This window comes from Bacillus sp. FSL W8-1143, assembly GCF_037965155.1.
In the GTDB taxonomy this organism is placed as follows: domain Bacteria; phylum Bacillota; class Bacilli; order Bacillales; family Bacillaceae; genus Bacillus; species Bacillus pumilus.
Genome location: NZ_CP150182.1, coordinates 1,208,709 through 1,224,726 on the forward strand (window position 1 = coordinate 1,208,709; position 16,018 = coordinate 1,224,726).

Sequence of the window (16,018 nt, forward strand, 5' to 3'; positions counted from 1 at the left end):
AATAGCAAAGAATTTAAATAACAAAGATTAAAACAGTTAACCTTTGTTGGTTTTAAAAAAACGAAGGAATACCGGAGGATAAAAAGATTCTGCAGTGAAAATAGAAGTGAATAGAGGGTATCGCTGGTAATAACATAATTCTATACCTCTACCTTGATTGGATAGGGATGGATGGTTCGAGCCAGTCGGAGTCATCATAGGAACCCTTGAGCAACAAGGGTTTTTTGTTTTTCTGAACCTGAACTTTTGTTCGAAACAGCTGAATTAGAGACCATCGTAAAGAATCCTTCTTTTTAAAGATTAAAGAAGCAATAAGTAAAAGAAAAATAAGACTAGTCTATTTCTTCATCCATCACTTTCTTATATTTTTCAAACTCAGAATCTTTCATTTCTCCGTTCATTTGTAACAGGAAGTTCCCTTTTGAATATGTGTGAGAGAAGAACATAGATCCAGCATTGCCCAACTCATCGTAATAAGATTTGGCCTGTTTAAGATCAGTTTCATTTCCAAATTTAAAAATCCTTCCACCAGCATTTTCGCCTAAAGAGGGAATGAGAATCCTTTTTCCTTCTTCTCTTAAATTTCCAAACTCTTTTTGTTCAAGATCAGTTGGTTTTTCTGCTTCAAGCCCTGCACTTTGGAAAGCTTCAATAAGGTTGTCTGTGGTGAGCTGTTTTTTAGTAGATGCTGCGCTGCTACAAGCTGTTAACAATAATAAACAAGTAAAAAATAATACAAAATATTTCTTCATAGTAGATCCTCCTGATTTATAGATGCATAAGGATATTACAATAAACAATTCCTTTTTACTATGCTTTCGACAAAAATAGACAAATGTTAATCTGAAAAGGGAATTTTAAGAAATTGTTGAAATTCTAGAAATAACAGTGGAAGGGTTAACTGATAACGTTCAGGTGAATACACAGAGGAGGGGAAAATGATATGAAGTCATTTTTACTAATTGGACAATCAAATATGGCGGGTCGTGGCTTCAAGCATGAAGTGCCGCCAATTTATAATGAAAGAATCATGATGCTGCGAAATGGTAGATGGCAAATGATGACTGAACCTATTCATTTTGATAGGCCGGTAGCTGGCGTTGGACTGGCGGCTTCCTTTGCGGAGGCTTGGTGTAAGGATCATGAAGGAGAGAAGATTGGTCTGATTCCATGTGCCGAAGGTGGCAGTTCCATTGATGAGTGCACGAGAGGGGGCTTTATTTCGTCATGCAATAAATGAAGCTAAATTTGCAAAGGAAAATAGCGAATTGGCCGGGATATTATGGCATCAAGGAGAAAGTGACAGCCAAGATGGGAAGTACAAAGCATATTATGAAAAAATACTAAGATTATTTCATGAGCTAAGAACTGAATTATCTGCACCTAACATTCCGCTTTTGATAGGAGGTTTGGGCGATTTCTTGGGAAAGAGAGCATTTGGCGCAGGATGTGTGGAATATCAACTGATCAATGAGGAACTACAAAAATCTGCACATCATCATGAAAATTGTTATTATGTTACTGCGAAAGGCCTTATACCTAACCCGGACGGAATTCACATCAATGCGATGTCCCAGAGAATATTTGGTATAAGATATTATGAAGCATTTCGAAAAAAAGAACATATACATGAGCCAATAACAAATGAAAATGAGTTAGTGAATGAATGTCATAATAGAATGAATACCTCAGCGGAGAAAACATATATAGCACTAGAAAAATTCACGTTGGGCAAGATGACTTACGAAGAGTTGCTGCAGGCTTTAACGTAGGCAAAGCTCATGGTAGACTTTGAATGGACAGAAACATGACATATCTCTTGAAAGGATGATTATGGTGGTGAAAACAGATAAAGTCTCCTCCTGAATACAGTAAATCACATTCAGGAGGAGATAAAATTGTTTAAACAAATAGACGAAAATTATCTGCGAAAAGAGCACTTTCACCATTATATGACGTTAACCCGATGCTCATATAGCTTGGTGATCAATCTAGACATCACGAAATTGCATGCAATATTAAAAGAAAAAAAGCTAAAAGTATATCCTGTGCAAATTTATTTGTTAGCAAGAGCTGTGCAAAAAATTCCTGAGTTTCGGATGGATCAAGTGAACGATGAACTGGGTTACTGGGAGATTCTCCATCCTAGTTATACGATTCTAAATAAAGAAACAAAGACGTTTTCAAGTATTTGGACGCCTTTTGATGAAAACTTTGCTCAGTTTTATAAAAGCTGTGTAGCCGATATTGAAACATTTAGCAAAAGCAGCAACCTATTTCCGAAACCTCATATGCCAGAAAACATGTTCAATATTTCAAGTCTACCGTGGATTGATTTTACTTCTTTTAACCTTAATGTATCTACAGATGAAGCTTATTTACTGCCAATATTTACGATAGGCAAATTTAAGGTGGAAGAAGGAAAAATCATTTTGCCCGTTGCCATACAAGTACATCATGCTGTTTGTGATGGCTATCATGCCGGTCAATATGTTGAATATTTGAGGTGGCTTATTGAACATTGTGACGAGTGGTTAAATGATTCATTGCATATTACCTGAAGACAAAAGGTGCTCCCATGAAAATCTAGAAGATGAAGGCAGACTGAAATGAGTCTGCCTTTTTGTTTTGTAATGATAATGTGCCAAAGGTTTATTGATGTAACAATTGTTCTTTTTGCGGTTTCTTTTCGGTGCTTTGTAAATTCCTATATGTGATAATAAATGTAATATAAGGGAAATTAATGGAAGGGGAATAAGGGATGGAGAAAGTTCTTTCTTCACATGTAGGTGTGAAAATAAATGAATGGTATAAAATGATTCGGCAATTCAGTGTACCCGATGCAGAGATTTTGAAAGCTGAGGTAGAACAAGAAATTGAACGAATGGAAGAGGATCAAGATTTACTCATTTATTATCAATTGATGTGCTTTCGACATCAAATCATGTTAGATTACATTAAACCTGTAGACTTTAATAAAAACAGACCAACCATTTCATCCCTCTTAGATCTGATAGAAACCTCTCAAGAAACGCTCACCGGCATGTTAGAGTATTACAATTTATTTTTCAGAGGCATGTATGAATTCAGTAATAAAGAATATGTAGAAGCGATAAAATATTATAGAAAAGCAGAAATAAAGCTGGAGATTGTTTCTGACGAAATTGAAAGAGCTGAATTCCATTTTAAAGTTGCAGAAGCTTATTACATGATGAAACAGACACATGTATCTATGCACCATATTCTGAAAGCAATGGAGATTTACGATCAATATGACCTGTATAAAGTAAGAAAGATTCAATGCTCATTTGTAATTGCAGGAAACTACGATGATATGAAACGCAGCGATAAAGCTCTTCCTCATTTAGAAAAATCTTTAAGGATGGCTGAAGAAATTCAAAACAATAGATTGATCTCATCAGCATATTATAATCTGGCTGATTGCTATGAATGTTTAGGTGATACAGATCAAGCTATTGCTTATTGTGAAAAGGCTGTTCGTATCAACAAAAATGAACGATATGACAACTTACCACATTCGCTTTATTTTCTGTCATCGTTATTGATGAAAAAAGGCGATTATAAAAAGGGAAAAGATGTCCTTGATTATGGCTTTTCGATCTCTGTTCAATATGATGACGATTTATACAAACGACTGTTCCACTTTATCAAAGCCCTATATGTTGATAAAGTAAATATTGACCAAATTAAACAGGTCTTTCATTTTTTAGATGAGAACAAAATTTATGCTTATTTAGAAGAGCTGTCTTATGATGTGGCAGGTGTGTTCAAATCTAAAAATGATCACGAAACAGCAAATGAATTTTTAATGAAAATGTTGGACGCGCAAACAAAAATTTTGAAAGGGGACTGTCTTTATGAGTATTAAAAAAGTTGTTTTTTGTGCATTGGCAGTCATTGTACTCGCATCTACTGCTGGTATTCCATCACTTTCTAAAAGTGATAACAGCAACATCGAGGTTGCTTCAAGAAAACAAACGTAAAAAAGCCTCCTCCAAGGGGCTTTTTTATTTTGTCGTAAAGCTTACAGCCTTTAAGGTATCAGAGAGGATGAAAGGTTTATGATCTTCTCCTCATCACCAGTTTATTAATAGATAAGTTTGAGTAGAGAATTCATAATGAACCAATGTTATACTGACCTTAATACAGATTGGGAGGCACCCACTTTGAAATCATTCTGGGAGAAAGAAGAAGAGAGTCCTTTTACGTTAAAAAAGATAGATGAGGAGCAAATTCGTGAAGCAGAGGGAGCTTTTGGAGTCACTTTACCTGATACATACAAAAAGCTCATTTTAGAATGGAATGGTGGTTTTACAGTTCGTAATGCTTTTCCAACTGAACAGCCGAACTCATGGGCTGAGGATCATGTTCAATTTGACCATCTAAGAGGAATCGCCAAAGATGATGGCATCATGAATAGTCCCGAGTTAAGTAATGAATTGGATCTGCCGGAGGGACTTGTGATCATCAGCGGAGAAGAAGATACATGGATGGCCATGGATTATCGAGAAACGAAGGAACATCCTCCTATTCACTATTTCGATTTAGAGCTGGAAGTAGATTTTAAGCTGGCAGATACTTTCGATGAATTCATTGGACAGTTATATACAGCTGAAGATGCGATGGTCGAATTAGTAGAGATTGAGGAGGAAGATTCTGATTTGTATGTCAGTAAAGAAGAGCTTGAACACATGTTTGAGAGGCAGGATCTTCGTCAGCAGAATCTCTTCAAAATGGCACATTATCCGATGGAAGAAACGGAAGAGATCGAATGGTTTTTCGATCGTATGAAACAATGCATCCAACAGATAAAAGATCAACATGTCTTGTATGAAACAGCGACAACGATTCACTCCATCCTTCTGTTAAACCCGGATATGCCAAGGAATGACCGTATCAATCAAAAGCTGCAAGAAATGGCTGAGTTTTTAGAAAAGAGTGGGGATCCTAATACCGCCTTTTTGGGAGAAGACATTCATCCAGGGGAAAAACGATAGTGAAAGAAGAAAAGCCCCTAAAAAGGGCTTTTTTAATCTAATTCATGAAAAAACTGTTTGAGTTGATCAATGAAAACTGATTTGGATTTTCCTTTTTTATAAATGAACTCGATATTGATGTTGAAATTGATGGATGGATCGATTGAAATTTGTTTTAATGTTCCTTGTTCTACCTCATTTCTCACGCAATGATGAGGTAGAAACGATAGTCCCATTCCTTGAAGTACTAAATTTTTTGCGGTTTCCATATGATCAACCTCAATGGAAATGTTCGGTGTGATGCTGTTTTTTTGAAATAATCGGTGGAGCATCAACCAATCAAATGACCCATAGTCAAAGAAAATAAAAGGCTGTTCTTCTAGTTCTTTCATATTAATGTTGTCAAGGCTAGCGAGCGGGTGATGAGTTGGGACGAACAGCCCGATTGGATCACTGAAAATCGGGATCGATTCAATTTGAGGATGTGTTTCAGTCCGGACAATGCCAAAGTCTACTTGGTTGTTAATCACTTTTTGGACAACATCCTTTGAGTGTCCTGTTACGATTTTCACTTTCAGGTTTTCGTATTTTTCTTTTAGGGCGGGCAATATGTTAGGCAATAGATTATTGGAAATAGAGGATGCGCATCCAATCGTCAATTCATAAGGAATCATCGTTTGTTTGAGACTATGCTTTGCTTCTTGATAAGAATGGAGGATCTTTTTGGCATGCGGGTAAAACTGTTCACCTTTTTCCGTCAGAGATAGTTTATTTCTCTGTCTATCAAATAATTTTAGGTCTAATTCTTTTTCTAACGATTGAATACGTGCCGAAACAGAAGGCTGGGTTAAATACAGTGCTTCCGCAGCTTTATTGATACTGCCTAGCTGGCATACGTAAATAAACGCTTCTATATTCTCAATATTCATTTTATCCCCTTAAATTACGTACTTTAAATGTTTAGCTTTTCAAGCTCATACACTAATTTTACAGCTTCTTTCGCCAAAATGACAGTAGGGTCAATCACTTTCACATCTTTAGTTGACCTTAAGACTAAGGGGATTTCTGTACAGCCGGCAATGATGGCTTCTGCCCCTTGATTGATTAAAATCTCTGCAGCTACCGCTAATTCACTTTCGCCTTTACTTAATTTTCCTGCTTTCACCGCATATATCCCATTCATAACGCTCTTCTGAAGATTTTCACTAGGAGTCATGACGTCAATCTTGTGATGAGCACAAGCCCTTTGATAGAGCTCGGTTTTTAATGTTCCATCAGTACATAGTAAGCCCACAGATGTATAGTGATGTTTGTTTAGGTAACTTGCGGTTTCTAATGGCATATTCATGATAGGGATATGAGTGGAATGTCGTACGTTTTCTAAAAAGAAGTGAGCGGTATTGCATGCAATGAGAATAAAGTCCGCTCCTGCACGTTCTAATCTCTTAGCTGATGCAATCATATCATCTGTAGGATCTTTGCCTTTCCCAAATATGGCATTGGTTCTGTCAGGGATTTGCGGATAATTATCAGCAATCACATGGAGATGATCCTGATCTTTTATCGCTGGAGTATGAGAAATGATTTTTTTCATCAGATCAATCGTTGCTAAAGGACCCATCCCGCCCATAATTCCGATCGTTGTAGACATATACGCCACCACATTTCTTTTTTTTCTATTATAAAAAAAGAAAGCATGGTGAGCGTTATAGAAAAGTTCTATATGTATATAGAAGGTTTATCAAAAGCGTCTTTTACTGGCGCTTAGCGGTCCACTCCGATTGAAGAATCGCATATTGATATTCTTCAACCCAATGTCCTTTCGACATATCATTTTGAAGCAAATGTCCTTCGCGTCTCATTTCTAAACGTTCCAGCACGCGAATAGATTTTTCATTGCGCATATCAGTAAAGGCAATGATTTTATGCTTGTTCAGTGTAGTGAAAATATATTCGATCATTGAACTCAAGGCTTCGTGAATATAGCCCTTTCCTTTAAATAGATTGCAATAGAGGGGTTTGCTCGATACTGATAAAATGCTTCAATATCTTGCAGATCAAATTGACGAATCGCTACCCGGTTTGTCCTTGTAAATATGCTGTTTGCATTCTTCATGTTTTACCCTCATTTTTAGTTTGTTTTTGATTTGAAAAAGTCTATCAGCCATTCAGATAGCTGCTGCTGTGCTTTGCTAACAAATCGATCTGCATAATAAGTTAATTCTAAGTGACGAACAGGTGCCGGATCAGCAATAGGAATCGAAACAATATTTGGCCATGTCGCATGTTGTTGCAGCAATCCTCGCGGCTGAATGGTTGCACCGATGCCGGCTTCAACCAGCTGCAATAATGAAGATGCGGACCCAACCTCCATGACAGTGTCTAGTTCCACACCCTGTTCTTTACATACGTCTTCTACTAAATCTCTTCCTAGATATCCCTTCGGATACATAACCAAAGCATGCTGCGTCAGCTCTTCCAATGTCACTTCACTCTGTTGGGCTAGTTCACTTTCTGAATGAGCAAATAATTCGTAGGGTTCACTTCCAAGTGGAATTTGAATGAGACGCTTATCCGCAGGCCCTCTCAGTCCGATGCCGAGATCCACCTTATGCGACAGAACTTCTTCACGAACGAAGATCGTTGAATATGCTTTCAGATTGGTTTCAGGATAAAGTGTTTTAAATTCTACAAAAAGCGGAACAAGCTGAAAGTCAAGATCGGAAGGGAGAACGGCAAGTCGAACGTTTCCTCGTTTTTCAGATAATAGTTCTTTCATCGCATTTTTTGCATCTCTTTCAGCTTGAAGCATTTTCATCCCATATTGATAAAGCAGAGAACCCGCTTCGGTTGCAACGACTTTTTTGCCGATTCGATCAAAGAGCGGTATCCCAACTTCTGCTTCAAGCAGCCGAATCTGCTGGCTTAATGTAGGCTGTGATATCCCTAATTGCTCAGCAGCTTTTGTGAAATGTAAATGATCGAATACAGCCATGAAATATGTAATATGCCGAGTATCCATTTGTCATCCTTTCATTAATAATAGTTTTTTACTATCATCATAATACGAATTATTGTATTGATCAATGAATGCGGCGGATTTATACTCAAAGTAACTTCAACAAGTAGAGAGAGGAAGAAGTGCATTGATGAAAAAAATATTTTATTTAGCCGCTTTATTTTTAGCTGCATTAAACTTGCGCCCAATCATTACGTCCGTGGCTTCTATGATGAGTATGATCCAATCAGAGCTTGGTGTGAACGCACTGACAGCCAGTCTTTTGACCACTTTGCCTGTCCTTTGTATGGGGGTGTTTGCTCCCGTTGCGACGACACTCAGCCGGCGTTTTGGTTTAGAGAGAACGCTTTTTTTCTCGATTCTTCTCATCACGATCGCCACAGCGCTGCGGGGTACAAGCCAATCGGTCGCTATTCTGCTCATGACTGCATTTGCAGGAGGGGTAGGGATTAGCTTCGCGGGTCCTTTATTGTCTAGTTTTATTAAAAAGTATTTCCCGAGAAATCCTGGTATTGTCAGTGTTTATTCCATTTCGATGACAATAGGTGCAGCACTTGCTTCCGGCTTCACCATTCCGATTTACCTACGCAGTCACCATCTTCCGTTTGCATTGTCTTGCTGGGCTATTCTAGGGGTAATCGCGCTTATTCTATGGGTAGGTATAGCTCGCAAAAATGAGCAGAGTGATCATGTAACCTTGCCGTTAAAATTGCCGCTGCGAAACAAAAAGGCGATTCAATTTACCTTGTTTTTTGGCTTTATGTCCAGCATGTTTTATTCTTTGACGGCATGGATTTCACCGATTGCTCTTAGTTTCGGAAACAGTCCGCAATATGCTGCCATGCTGCTGACCATATTTACACTCATTCAGATTCCGGTGGCACTGCTCGTTCCAGCGGTCGTTACTCGATTAGGAAAACCGAAATTATTTCTCATCTTATGCAGTCTGTCTGAGCTGATTGGCCTCATCTTTCTTCTTCTGCCAATGCCGATCTTGCCAGCTGTCATTTTCCTAGGTATGGGTGCAGGTGGATTATTTCCTTTAGCGCTCATGCTACCAATTATAGAGACGCGTACTCCAGAGGAAGCCGGAACTTGGTCCGCCATGTCGCAGATGGGCGGGTATATCATGGGAGGATTCGGTCCGTTTTTCATTGGCTTGGTTTTCGATCTAAGCGGACATTTTTATGCTTCTATTGTGGCAATGCTTGTCATCGTCATGCTGATGATTGGCGTTCAGTTATCCATGAATCTCGGTAAAAAGCGTGAAGTAGGATCCAATTAACGATAAATTGACCGACGTTTTAATATGAGTGCTCAATTGAAATCGCCATAGCCTATTATTCTTAAATAAATAAGCTATGGCGATTATTTTTGCTCAATTTTAGAAACTACACCTGAACCAATTATCGTGCAAGATATTTTTCAACTTTACGGGTGGCCATTTCTGCAGCTTCCATGATCATTTCACCTAATGTTGGGTGAGGATGAATCGTCATTGCTAAATCTTCTACTGTAGCACCAATTTCAATAGAGAGAGAAAGTTCTGATATAAGAGTAGATGCTTCTGCACCTACGATTTGTGCTCCTAAAATAAGACCAGATTCGGCATGGGCTACAATCTTCACAAATCCTTCTGGTTCTTTTAATGCCAGTGCTCGACCATTAATGGAGAACATTGTTTTTCCAATGACAGTCGGAATGGATTGTTGCTTGCAATCTGTTTCGTTCAGTCCAACACTCGTCAATTCTGGGCTGGAAAACACAACGAGTGGGATCGCTTTATAATCTACAATAGAAGGTTTACCAGCGATTGCCTCTGCTGCAACCTTCGCTTCATAGGAAGCTTTATGAGCCAGAGCGGGACCCTCGGTGATATCACCAATGGCATATATGTGCGGAATGGATGTTCTGCATTGTTCATCAACTTCAATCAGTCCGTGAGGGGTAATGGACAACCCGATAGAATCAAGGCCTAATGAACCATCTGTATTCGGTTTTCTTCCGACAGTAATCAGTGCATATTCCGCTTTCACCGTGTAGCTTTCTTTCTGTTTCTCATAATGAAGATCAATTCCGTTTATATGCTGCTTGGCATCTGTGACGTGTGCTCCTGTAATCAGGGTGATGTTATCTTCTTTCAATTGTCGAACGACAGGCGAGACAAGTTCACTTTCAAAGCCAGGCAATACTTGATTGCCGCCTTCCAAAATGGTGACGTTTGCTCCAAACCTTGCAAACATCTGTCCTAGTTCAACCCCAATATAACCACCTCCAACTACAACAAGGCTTTTTGGAATTTTAGGAAGGGATAGTGCTTCAGTTGAAGACAATATACGACCTCCGAAAGGGAGTGATCTAATTTCAATCGGACGGGAACCAGTTGCTAGTATTAGGTGTTTGAAATTGATTCGCTTTTCACCTTTTTCGGCATGTTGAATCACCGTTGTATGATGATCGATCAAGCTTGCCTCTCCTTCCAGAATGGTAACTCCTGCTGACTTTAGCAAAAATTGGACGCCTCCAGCTTGTTTTTTCACAACAGCTTTTTTGAACGCTTGAGCATCCTTGAAAGAGCCGCTTTCTTGAAAAACCCCCAATTGTGTGCGGAGTTTGAACCGCTCTGCTTCTGCTATTAGGGCTTTAGAAGGGATACAGCCTACATGGGTACATACTCCACCTAATTGATCACGCTCTACAATCGCTGTTTTCATGCCGAGATGAGCTGAACGTAATGCCGCCACGTAGCCTCCCGGACCTGATCCGATCACTAAAGTATCTACTGTTTCTAAATGAATCATTTCTTGCACCTCCGTCTTAAATATGATGATCATAATATATTATAGTCATCATATTTTGATGAAGTCAATCCCATCTAAGTGAGGAAAGATGGATTTCAGTCAATTGACACAAGAAAATATGATGATTATAATATTTTGATAAAGACACTTAAAAAGAGTTAAAGTGAAGGAGGGGAGTAAAAAGATGCCTTATCCGAAAGGTCATAAGTCAAAAGTGAGAGAGCAAATCATTGCAAGTGCTGCACGAGCATTTCGAACAAATGGCGTTCGTAATATCAGTTTGCCATTCATTATGAAAGGGGCAGGTCTAACTCATGGAGGGTTTTACGCTCATTTTAAGAACAAGGATCAGTTGGTGATAGAGGCTTTTCATTTTGCTATTACTGATACGATAAAGCTGCTGCAAAGTGTTGCAGACAAGAAAGCAGACCAGTCTCGAATTCAGACGATCATTGAATTCTATTTAAGTTCTGTTCACCGTGATCAGACGGAGGTCGGCTGTATACTGCCTGCACTTGCAGGGGAGATTTCTCAATTATCGCAAGAGGTACGGAAAGCCTATACGGATGAATTGAAACGGTTTATGGCGTTTATAGCCGATACGGGAAACATCGGTCTCTCTACGAGTTACGCACTAGTAAGCAGCATGGTCGGTACAATCGCTCTTGCACGTGCTGTCAATGATTCGCAGTTCAGCGATCAATTGTTATTGGCAGGTAGAATACAGGCAAAACACATTCTAGAGGTGAATTAACATTCAAATAAAAACAGGGGGGATGTTGTGATGTTGATTAGAGAAGCAAGCATAGAAGATTATCCAAAATTAAGACAAATCTATTTAGAATCCCGCCGTCAGAGCTTTCACTGGCTCAATACAGAAGAAATCAATCTGCAAGATTTTGATCAAGATACGCTGGAAGAGCAAATTTTCTTAGCAGAGGAAAACAATAAAATCCTCGGATTCATTTCTCTATATGTACCAGATCGTTTTATTCACCTCTTGTTTGTACATCCCGAAGCTGCTGGTCAAGGAGCTGGCGACTTGCTTCTCAAACATGCTATAAAAGTGCTCGGAACACCGGTCACCCTCAAATGTGTCTCTGACAATCACAAAGCTTTGTCTTTTTATCAAAAAAGAGGCTGGAAGGCTGTTGTAGAAGAAGGGGAACCTGGGGCGAAATACTGGGTGCTTGTTTATGATAGAACGTAAAGAGTGTCTTTATTTTTCGCAGCCGGTTTTATAGATATTCTTTATTAAACTTACGTAGATGCTTTCATTTAACCAGAAATGCTATTGCTTTTTTGCTCGATTAAGAGTTTGATTATAATAGAGACAATAAAGCAGAAAACATTAGAATAATTCAGTATCATGAGCTCTAGTTATTTTTTTTACTTTTGCAAGATGTGTTCTGAGGAAAATTTTCACGAAAAGAACTAGAGGTGAATATGATGACAACCTATGAGTCGAAAGACATTTTAAAACAAGCAATCATGAAATCGTACAATCAATACGATGAAGAATTCGATATGATTCCAGAAGAAATGAAAGATGATCGAATAGAGGATGTAAGCCGAACTCCTGCAGAAAACTTGGCCTATCAAGTTGGTTGGACAACCCTGCTGCTTCAATGGGAGCAAAACGAAACTGAAGGAAAAGTTGTCCATACGCCAGCAGAAGGATACAAATGGAATCAGCTTGGCGCATTATATTCTCTTTTTAATGAGAAGTATGCCTGTCAATCACTAGTCGCATTAAGAGCTCAGCTCAAACAGAATGTGTTAACTATTTGTGATATGTTGGATCGTATGAGTGAAGCAGAAGTGTTTGAACCTCATCAACGAAAATGGGCGGATGGCGCTACAGCAAAGGCAGTTTGGCCAGTTTATAAATTTATTCATGTGAATACCGTTGCCCCTTTTAAAAATTTCCGTACTCAAATTCGTAAATGGAAACGATTAAATCAAGTATGACGTGAAGGGTATACTGGATGTAAATATTTCGTTAGACCTGATTGTATCATCTTATTTCAGAGAGTACAGGGGCGCGAGCTCAGTTATTCCTCCTTATCAAAATGACGATCAATCACTTGGCTTCTTTAGAAGAAGCTTTTTTGTTCTTTTGCGGTTTCTTTTCGGTGCCGGATGGCTCATGAAATGATAATATATGTCATTATAGGGGAAATAGAGGAAGGGGTAAGGGCTGATGGAGAAAGTACTTTCTTCTCACGTCGGTTTGAAAATCAATGAATGGTATTATCATATTCAACGATTTAACGTACCGGACGCCGAAGCATATAAAGAGGAAATCAAATCAATGCTTGATCATATGGAAGAAAATCAAGATTTATTATTGTATTTCTCACTCATGGAGTTCAGACATAAATTAATGCTTGATTACTTAAATCCTTTAGAAAATGGGAAAGAGCGGGCGAACTTTAGGGAACTCGCAATGAAGATCAAAAGGGATCAAGAAAAATTAACAGGATTGCTCGAGTATTACTTTAATTTTTTCTACGGCATGTACGAATTTGAAAACTATGAATACCTAAATGCGATTACCTTCTATAAGCGGGCAGAAAAAAAGCTGTCTCTTGTCAGCGACGATATTGAACGTGCCGAGTTCAATTACAAGATGGCAGAAATCTATTACCACATGAAACAAACCCACATGTCGATGCACCATATCGCACAGGCGATAGAATGTTACCGAGAAAAAGATACATACACTGTTAGAGAGATTCAATGTTCTTTTGTCATTGGATTAAACTATATCGATATGGGCTGCCCCGAAAAAGCCATACCCCATTTTCAACACGCACTAGAAAAAGCCGCCGACAACTCAACAAAACGATTAAAAGGATCAGCACTTTATAATTTAGGGTTGAGTTATTTTCATAACAAAGAATTAGCACAAGCGATTATTCACTTTAATGATTCAATTCGAGCATTTAAAGAGCAGGGATACGAGCATTTAAATAGAATCTTAGATCCGCTCATTATGTTGTCAAAAGCCTACTTCAAAAAGAAAGAACAGGACTTAGGTACATATGCATTAAATAACGGCATAGAACTATCTGAAAAGCTGAAAGACCATGTTCTATTATTGATATTCAAGTTTTTAAGATCCCTATACATTGACAACAATTTTGAGCAGTTGGAAAAAATAATGGAATTGTTAGAAGTAAAGTCAATGTATCCTGACCTCGAAGATTTAGCAAAAGATGCTGCAAAATATTATAATGAAATGGGAGATAAAGACAATGCGATGCATTTCTATGAAAAGATTCTTTATTTCCAAACTCAAGTAAAGCGGGGGGACTGTCAGTATGAAATTTAAAACGTTATCAGTAGTATTCGTGATGATTAGTGTCATAAGTGTTGTTGGTTATTTTACGTCTGAAGTGACAGCAAGTCATGATGAAGCTAGGAGAGGTCATACTGCAAGTATTGGTTATACTGCTTAAGTAAAAAGCCCTTTATGGGCTTTTTACTATAAAACGGAATATACGCTATGAACAAAGAATATTTTTTTCATAGAAAACATACTGAGGAGGAAGTGAAATGACAATGTTAAAATCAACAGTATTTCGAAAGATTTTCATTATATTTTTTGCTTTAACCTTTATGATTAGTCTGTTCAATATGGCTGTGTTTCCAGGGACGCCAGTGTCTTATTATGTTGGCCTGGTTTGTGAAATATTGTTTATCAGCTTGTTAAATGGTCTGTTTTTCGGAACAATTATCTATTTGATTGTCACCCTTCTCTTTGCTAAATCTTCAAAGGAAAATCAATAAACAATTGAGCGGCTAAAGACCGTTCTTTTTTATTTTAAAAAATTGGATATGCTATTTAAAGAGAAAATGAGATGACTTAATTTATGATCTAAATCGCAATTCCTGTGAATGTTTTTCCAACATAATTCAATTATTTTTAATATCCTACTGTATTATATTTTAAAGGATGTTACCGTTGGATGTAAGGAATGATTGGCCAATCTTCCAATAAGAGTTGGAGGGAAATCATGAATTACAAAATTGAAATGTTAACGAATATGAAAATGGTGTTTATGAGAAATATAGGACCATATGGTAGCAAAGAAAATGTAGAGATGATGAAAAGATTTAAAAAATGGATCAATCAACATCAATTAAATGATGAATTAAAGGAATTTGGTATATATGGTGTTCCTCAAGATGATCCTGGAAAAATCCCACCAGAAAAATGCAGATACGACCTCATGTTGATGACAAATAGAGATTTCTCAAAAGATCGAATGGTTCAGACTGGACATTTTGAAGGGGGAAAGTATGCTGTGTTTACAGTGACACATACAACCGAAAAAGTGAATTTGTTTTGGAGCCAATTGCCTCAAATGATCCAAAACAATCAATTGAACATGCGTCAGGCATCTATTATGGAGAGATATAGAGAAGAAGAAGGCGTGTGTGAATTCTTACTGCCTATCTTTTAAACACTTGAATGAAGTTCAATGGGAAAACAGATCTTTATGGTCTGTTTTCTTCATATAAATATTCTTAAATCACCTTACTTCAAATGCTATACTATGGCTAAACCATTCATGAAGGGTCATGATAGGAGGAGCATTGAGTGATAATCATCATAGGCATTATCACTGCTTTTATGATTGCTATTTTAGGTTTTACTGTTTTCATAGATGTAGGGAATGGATGGGGAACGGCTCTTAGCATCATCGGGGGACTGGTCATTTTAATCATAGCCGGTAGATGTCAAAGACGAAAAGAACAGAATGATCCCAACATATTATTGGACAAAATGATGATGCTTTTTCACGAAGATGGGTTTCAGGCATCTACCTATATCTTTTCGGAGCAAGTTGATAAGGGCTTTGCGATTGATGATGAGTTAAAGAAAATGCGCTTTATTGAACATCAGCCTGGCGGGTCAACTAGAAAAAATAGATTTGCAGTCACTGAGCTATCCATGAAAGATTTGAAACAAGTTGAGATGTTAGAAGATGGTGTGCCGATTGATGTAGCGGAGAGTGATGATCAAGAAGAGGTCTCGACGCTTGAATTAAGGTTAACAACGAATGACCAAGAATTACATGCGATGACAATCAACTTCCTGTAATTTGATGTGCCTGTTCGTAAGAGCAATGCTCATTATTTAGCTGAACGAGAAAATTTGCAGGAGATTTATCATGATATTGATGCAATGA

At 38.0% G+C, this 16,018-nt stretch carries 18 protein-coding genes and 2 pseudogenes; 14 read left to right on the forward strand and 6 right to left on the reverse strand.

What is annotated here, in order from left to right; translation table 11 throughout:
- Positions 1 to 332 precede the first annotated feature (332 nt).
- Positions 333 to 752, reverse strand: coding sequence for a stress protein (locus tag NSQ36_RS05905; RefSeq protein WP_251190967.1), 420 nt, complete (start codon positions 750 to 752; stop codon positions 333 to 335).
- 191 nt (positions 753 to 943) lie between these two features.
- On the opposite strand from NSQ36_RS05905, the pseudogene NSQ36_RS05910 reads away from it, so the two are divergent.
- From NSQ36_RS05910 to NSQ36_RS05930, 5 genes and pseudogenes are all read left to right on the forward strand, one after another.
- Positions 944 to 1,772, forward strand: a pseudogene (locus tag NSQ36_RS05910) (sialate O-acetylesterase).
- A gap of 126 nt (positions 1,773 to 1,898) precedes the next feature.
- Positions 1,899 to 2,561, forward strand: a complete 663-nt coding sequence (locus tag NSQ36_RS05915; protein WP_050945244.1) for a type A-6 chloramphenicol O-acetyltransferase Cat86 — start codon at positions 1,899 to 1,901, stop codon at positions 2,559 to 2,561.
- Between the two features lie 200 nt (positions 2,562 to 2,761).
- Positions 2,762 to 3,889 carry a tetratricopeptide repeat protein gene (locus tag NSQ36_RS05920; RefSeq protein ID WP_050945243.1) on the forward strand — a complete coding sequence of 376 codons (1,128 nt, stop codon included), beginning with the start codon at positions 2,762 to 2,764 and terminating at the stop codon, positions 3,887 to 3,889.
- Positions 3,879 to 4,004, forward strand: a complete 126-nt coding sequence (locus NSQ36_RS05925; RefSeq protein ID WP_262982764.1) for a hypothetical protein — start codon at positions 3,879 to 3,881, stop codon at positions 4,002 to 4,004. The genes NSQ36_RS05920 and NSQ36_RS05925 overlap by 11 nt, the downstream gene beginning before the upstream one ends.
- A 183-nt stretch (positions 4,005 to 4,187) precedes the next feature.
- Positions 4,188 to 5,018 carry an SMI1/KNR4 family protein gene (locus NSQ36_RS05930; protein WP_251190966.1) on the forward strand — a complete coding sequence of 277 codons (831 nt, stop codon included), beginning with the start codon at positions 4,188 to 4,190 and terminating at the stop codon, positions 5,016 to 5,018.
- 32 nt (positions 5,019 to 5,050) lie between these two features.
- Here NSQ36_RS05930 and NSQ36_RS05935 read toward each other — a convergent pair whose 3' ends face one another.
- From NSQ36_RS05935 to NSQ36_RS05950, 4 genes and pseudogenes are all read right to left on the reverse strand, one after another.
- Positions 5,051 to 5,926 (reverse strand): LysR family transcriptional regulator, encoded by an 876-nt coding sequence (locus NSQ36_RS05935; protein ID WP_003211978.1) that lies wholly within the window; start codon positions 5,924 to 5,926, stop codon positions 5,051 to 5,053.
- A gap of 23 nt (positions 5,927 to 5,949) precedes the next feature.
- Positions 5,950 to 6,648 (reverse strand): amino acid racemase, encoded by a 699-nt coding sequence (locus NSQ36_RS05940; protein ID WP_251190965.1) that lies wholly within the window; start codon positions 6,646 to 6,648, stop codon positions 5,950 to 5,952.
- 103 nt (positions 6,649 to 6,751) lie between these two features.
- Positions 6,752 to 7,113: pseudogene (locus NSQ36_RS05945) on the reverse strand (GNAT family protein).
- A 15-nt stretch (positions 7,114 to 7,128) separates the two neighbouring features.
- Positions 7,129 to 8,019 carry a LysR family transcriptional regulator gene (locus NSQ36_RS05950; RefSeq protein ID WP_251190964.1) on the reverse strand — a complete coding sequence of 297 codons (891 nt, stop codon included), beginning with the start codon at positions 8,017 to 8,019 and terminating at the stop codon, positions 7,129 to 7,131.
- Positions 8,020 to 8,146: 127 nt separating this feature from the next.
- Here NSQ36_RS05950 and NSQ36_RS05955 point away from each other — a divergent pair, with 127 nt between their 5' ends.
- Positions 8,147 to 9,301: an MFS transporter gene (locus NSQ36_RS05955; protein WP_050945238.1), complete on the forward strand. Its 1,155-nt coding sequence runs from the start codon at positions 8,147 to 8,149 to the stop codon at positions 9,299 to 9,301.
- A gap of 121 nt (positions 9,302 to 9,422) precedes the next feature.
- On the opposite strand, the gene lpdA is transcribed toward NSQ36_RS05955, so the two are convergent.
- Entirely contained in the window at positions 9,423 to 10,817 is a 1,395-nt protein-coding gene (lpdA, locus tag NSQ36_RS05960; protein ID WP_339207012.1) for a dihydrolipoyl dehydrogenase, read from the reverse strand.
- A 184-nt stretch (positions 10,818 to 11,001) separates the two neighbouring features.
- On the opposite strand from lpdA, the gene NSQ36_RS05965 reads away from it, so the two are divergent.
- The 8 genes from NSQ36_RS05965 to NSQ36_RS06000 all read left to right on the forward strand — a co-directional run bounded on the left by NSQ36_RS05965 (position 11,002) and on the right by NSQ36_RS06000 (position 15,930).
- On the forward strand, positions 11,002 to 11,571 hold the full coding sequence (locus NSQ36_RS05965; protein WP_251190962.1) for a TetR/AcrR family transcriptional regulator: 570 nt from the start codon (positions 11,002 to 11,004) through the stop codon (positions 11,569 to 11,571).
- A 30-nt stretch (positions 11,572 to 11,601) separates the two neighbouring features.
- A complete protein-coding gene (locus NSQ36_RS05970) occupies positions 11,602 to 12,027 on the forward strand; it encodes a GNAT family N-acetyltransferase (protein ID WP_212046032.1) in 426 nt (141 codons plus the stop codon).
- Positions 12,028 to 12,266: 239 nt separating this feature from the next.
- Positions 12,267 to 12,788 (forward strand): ClbS/DfsB family four-helix bundle protein, encoded by a 522-nt coding sequence (locus NSQ36_RS05975; protein ID WP_106029862.1) that lies wholly within the window; start codon positions 12,267 to 12,269, stop codon positions 12,786 to 12,788.
- Between the two features lie 232 nt (positions 12,789 to 13,020).
- Entirely contained in the window at positions 13,021 to 14,154 is a 1,134-nt protein-coding gene (locus tag NSQ36_RS05980; RefSeq protein ID WP_050945233.1) for a Rap family tetratricopeptide repeat protein, read from the forward strand.
- Complete coding sequence (locus NSQ36_RS05985) at positions 14,144 to 14,281, forward strand: hypothetical protein (RefSeq protein ID WP_012009633.1); 138 nt, start codon at positions 14,144 to 14,146, stop codon at positions 14,279 to 14,281. Before NSQ36_RS05980 ends, NSQ36_RS05985 begins: the two co-directional genes overlap by 11 nt.
- Before the next feature lie 97 nt (positions 14,282 to 14,378).
- Entirely contained in the window at positions 14,379 to 14,612 is a 234-nt protein-coding gene (locus NSQ36_RS05990) for a hypothetical protein (RefSeq protein WP_106032369.1), read from the forward strand.
- A 227-nt stretch (positions 14,613 to 14,839) separates the two neighbouring features.
- Positions 14,840 to 15,289: a GyrI-like domain-containing protein gene (locus tag NSQ36_RS05995; protein ID WP_137054754.1), complete on the forward strand. Its 450-nt coding sequence runs from the start codon at positions 14,840 to 14,842 to the stop codon at positions 15,287 to 15,289.
- A 137-nt stretch (positions 15,290 to 15,426) separates the two neighbouring features.
- Positions 15,427 to 15,930 carry a hypothetical protein gene (locus NSQ36_RS06000; protein ID WP_339207015.1) on the forward strand — a complete coding sequence of 168 codons (504 nt, stop codon included), beginning with the start codon at positions 15,427 to 15,429 and terminating at the stop codon, positions 15,928 to 15,930.
- The last annotated feature ends 88 nt before the right edge of the window (positions 15,931 to 16,018 follow it).

What these genes read in the sequence shown, in the direction of transcription:
- NSQ36_RS05905 (WP_251190967.1), bottom strand. Translation starts at nt 752, where the DNA reads ATGAAGAAATATTTTGTATTATTTTTTACTTGTTTATTATTGTTAACA.
- NSQ36_RS05920 (WP_050945243.1), top strand. Translation starts at nt 2,762, where the DNA reads ATGGAGAAAGTTCTTTCTTCACATGTAGGTGTGAAAATAAATGAATGG.
- NSQ36_RS05925 (WP_262982764.1), top strand. Translation starts at nt 3,879, where the DNA reads ATGAGTATTAAAAAAGTTGTTTTTTGTGCATTGGCAGTCATTGTACTC.
- NSQ36_RS05935 (WP_003211978.1), bottom strand. Translation starts at nt 5,926, where the DNA reads ATGAATATTGAGAATATAGAAGCGTTTATTTACGTATGCCAGCTAGGC.
- NSQ36_RS05940 (WP_251190965.1), bottom strand. Translation starts at nt 6,648, where the DNA reads ATGTCTACAACGATCGGAATTATGGGCGGGATGGGTCCTTTAGCAACG.
- NSQ36_RS05950 (WP_251190964.1), bottom strand. Translation starts at nt 8,019, where the DNA reads ATGGATACTCGGCATATTACATATTTCATGGCTGTATTCGATCATTTA.
- NSQ36_RS05955 (WP_050945238.1), top strand. Translation starts at nt 8,147, where the DNA reads ATGAAAAAAATATTTTATTTAGCCGCTTTATTTTTAGCTGCATTAAAC.
- lpdA (WP_339207012.1), bottom strand. Translation starts at nt 10,817, where the DNA reads ATGATTCATTTAGAAACAGTAGATACTTTAGTGATCGGATCAGGTCCG.
- NSQ36_RS05965 (WP_251190962.1), top strand. Translation starts at nt 11,002, where the DNA reads ATGCCTTATCCGAAAGGTCATAAGTCAAAAGTGAGAGAGCAAATCATT.
- NSQ36_RS05970 (WP_212046032.1), top strand. Translation starts at nt 11,602, where the DNA reads ATGTTGATTAGAGAAGCAAGCATAGAAGATTATCCAAAATTAAGACAA.
- NSQ36_RS05975 (WP_106029862.1), top strand. Translation starts at nt 12,267, where the DNA reads ATGACAACCTATGAGTCGAAAGACATTTTAAAACAAGCAATCATGAAA.
- NSQ36_RS05980 (WP_050945233.1), top strand. Translation starts at nt 13,021, where the DNA reads ATGGAGAAAGTACTTTCTTCTCACGTCGGTTTGAAAATCAATGAATGG.
- NSQ36_RS05985 (WP_012009633.1), top strand. Translation starts at nt 14,144, where the DNA reads ATGAAATTTAAAACGTTATCAGTAGTATTCGTGATGATTAGTGTCATA.
- NSQ36_RS05990 (WP_106032369.1), top strand. Translation starts at nt 14,379, where the DNA reads ATGACAATGTTAAAATCAACAGTATTTCGAAAGATTTTCATTATATTT.
- NSQ36_RS05995 (WP_137054754.1), top strand. Translation starts at nt 14,840, where the DNA reads ATGAATTACAAAATTGAAATGTTAACGAATATGAAAATGGTGTTTATG.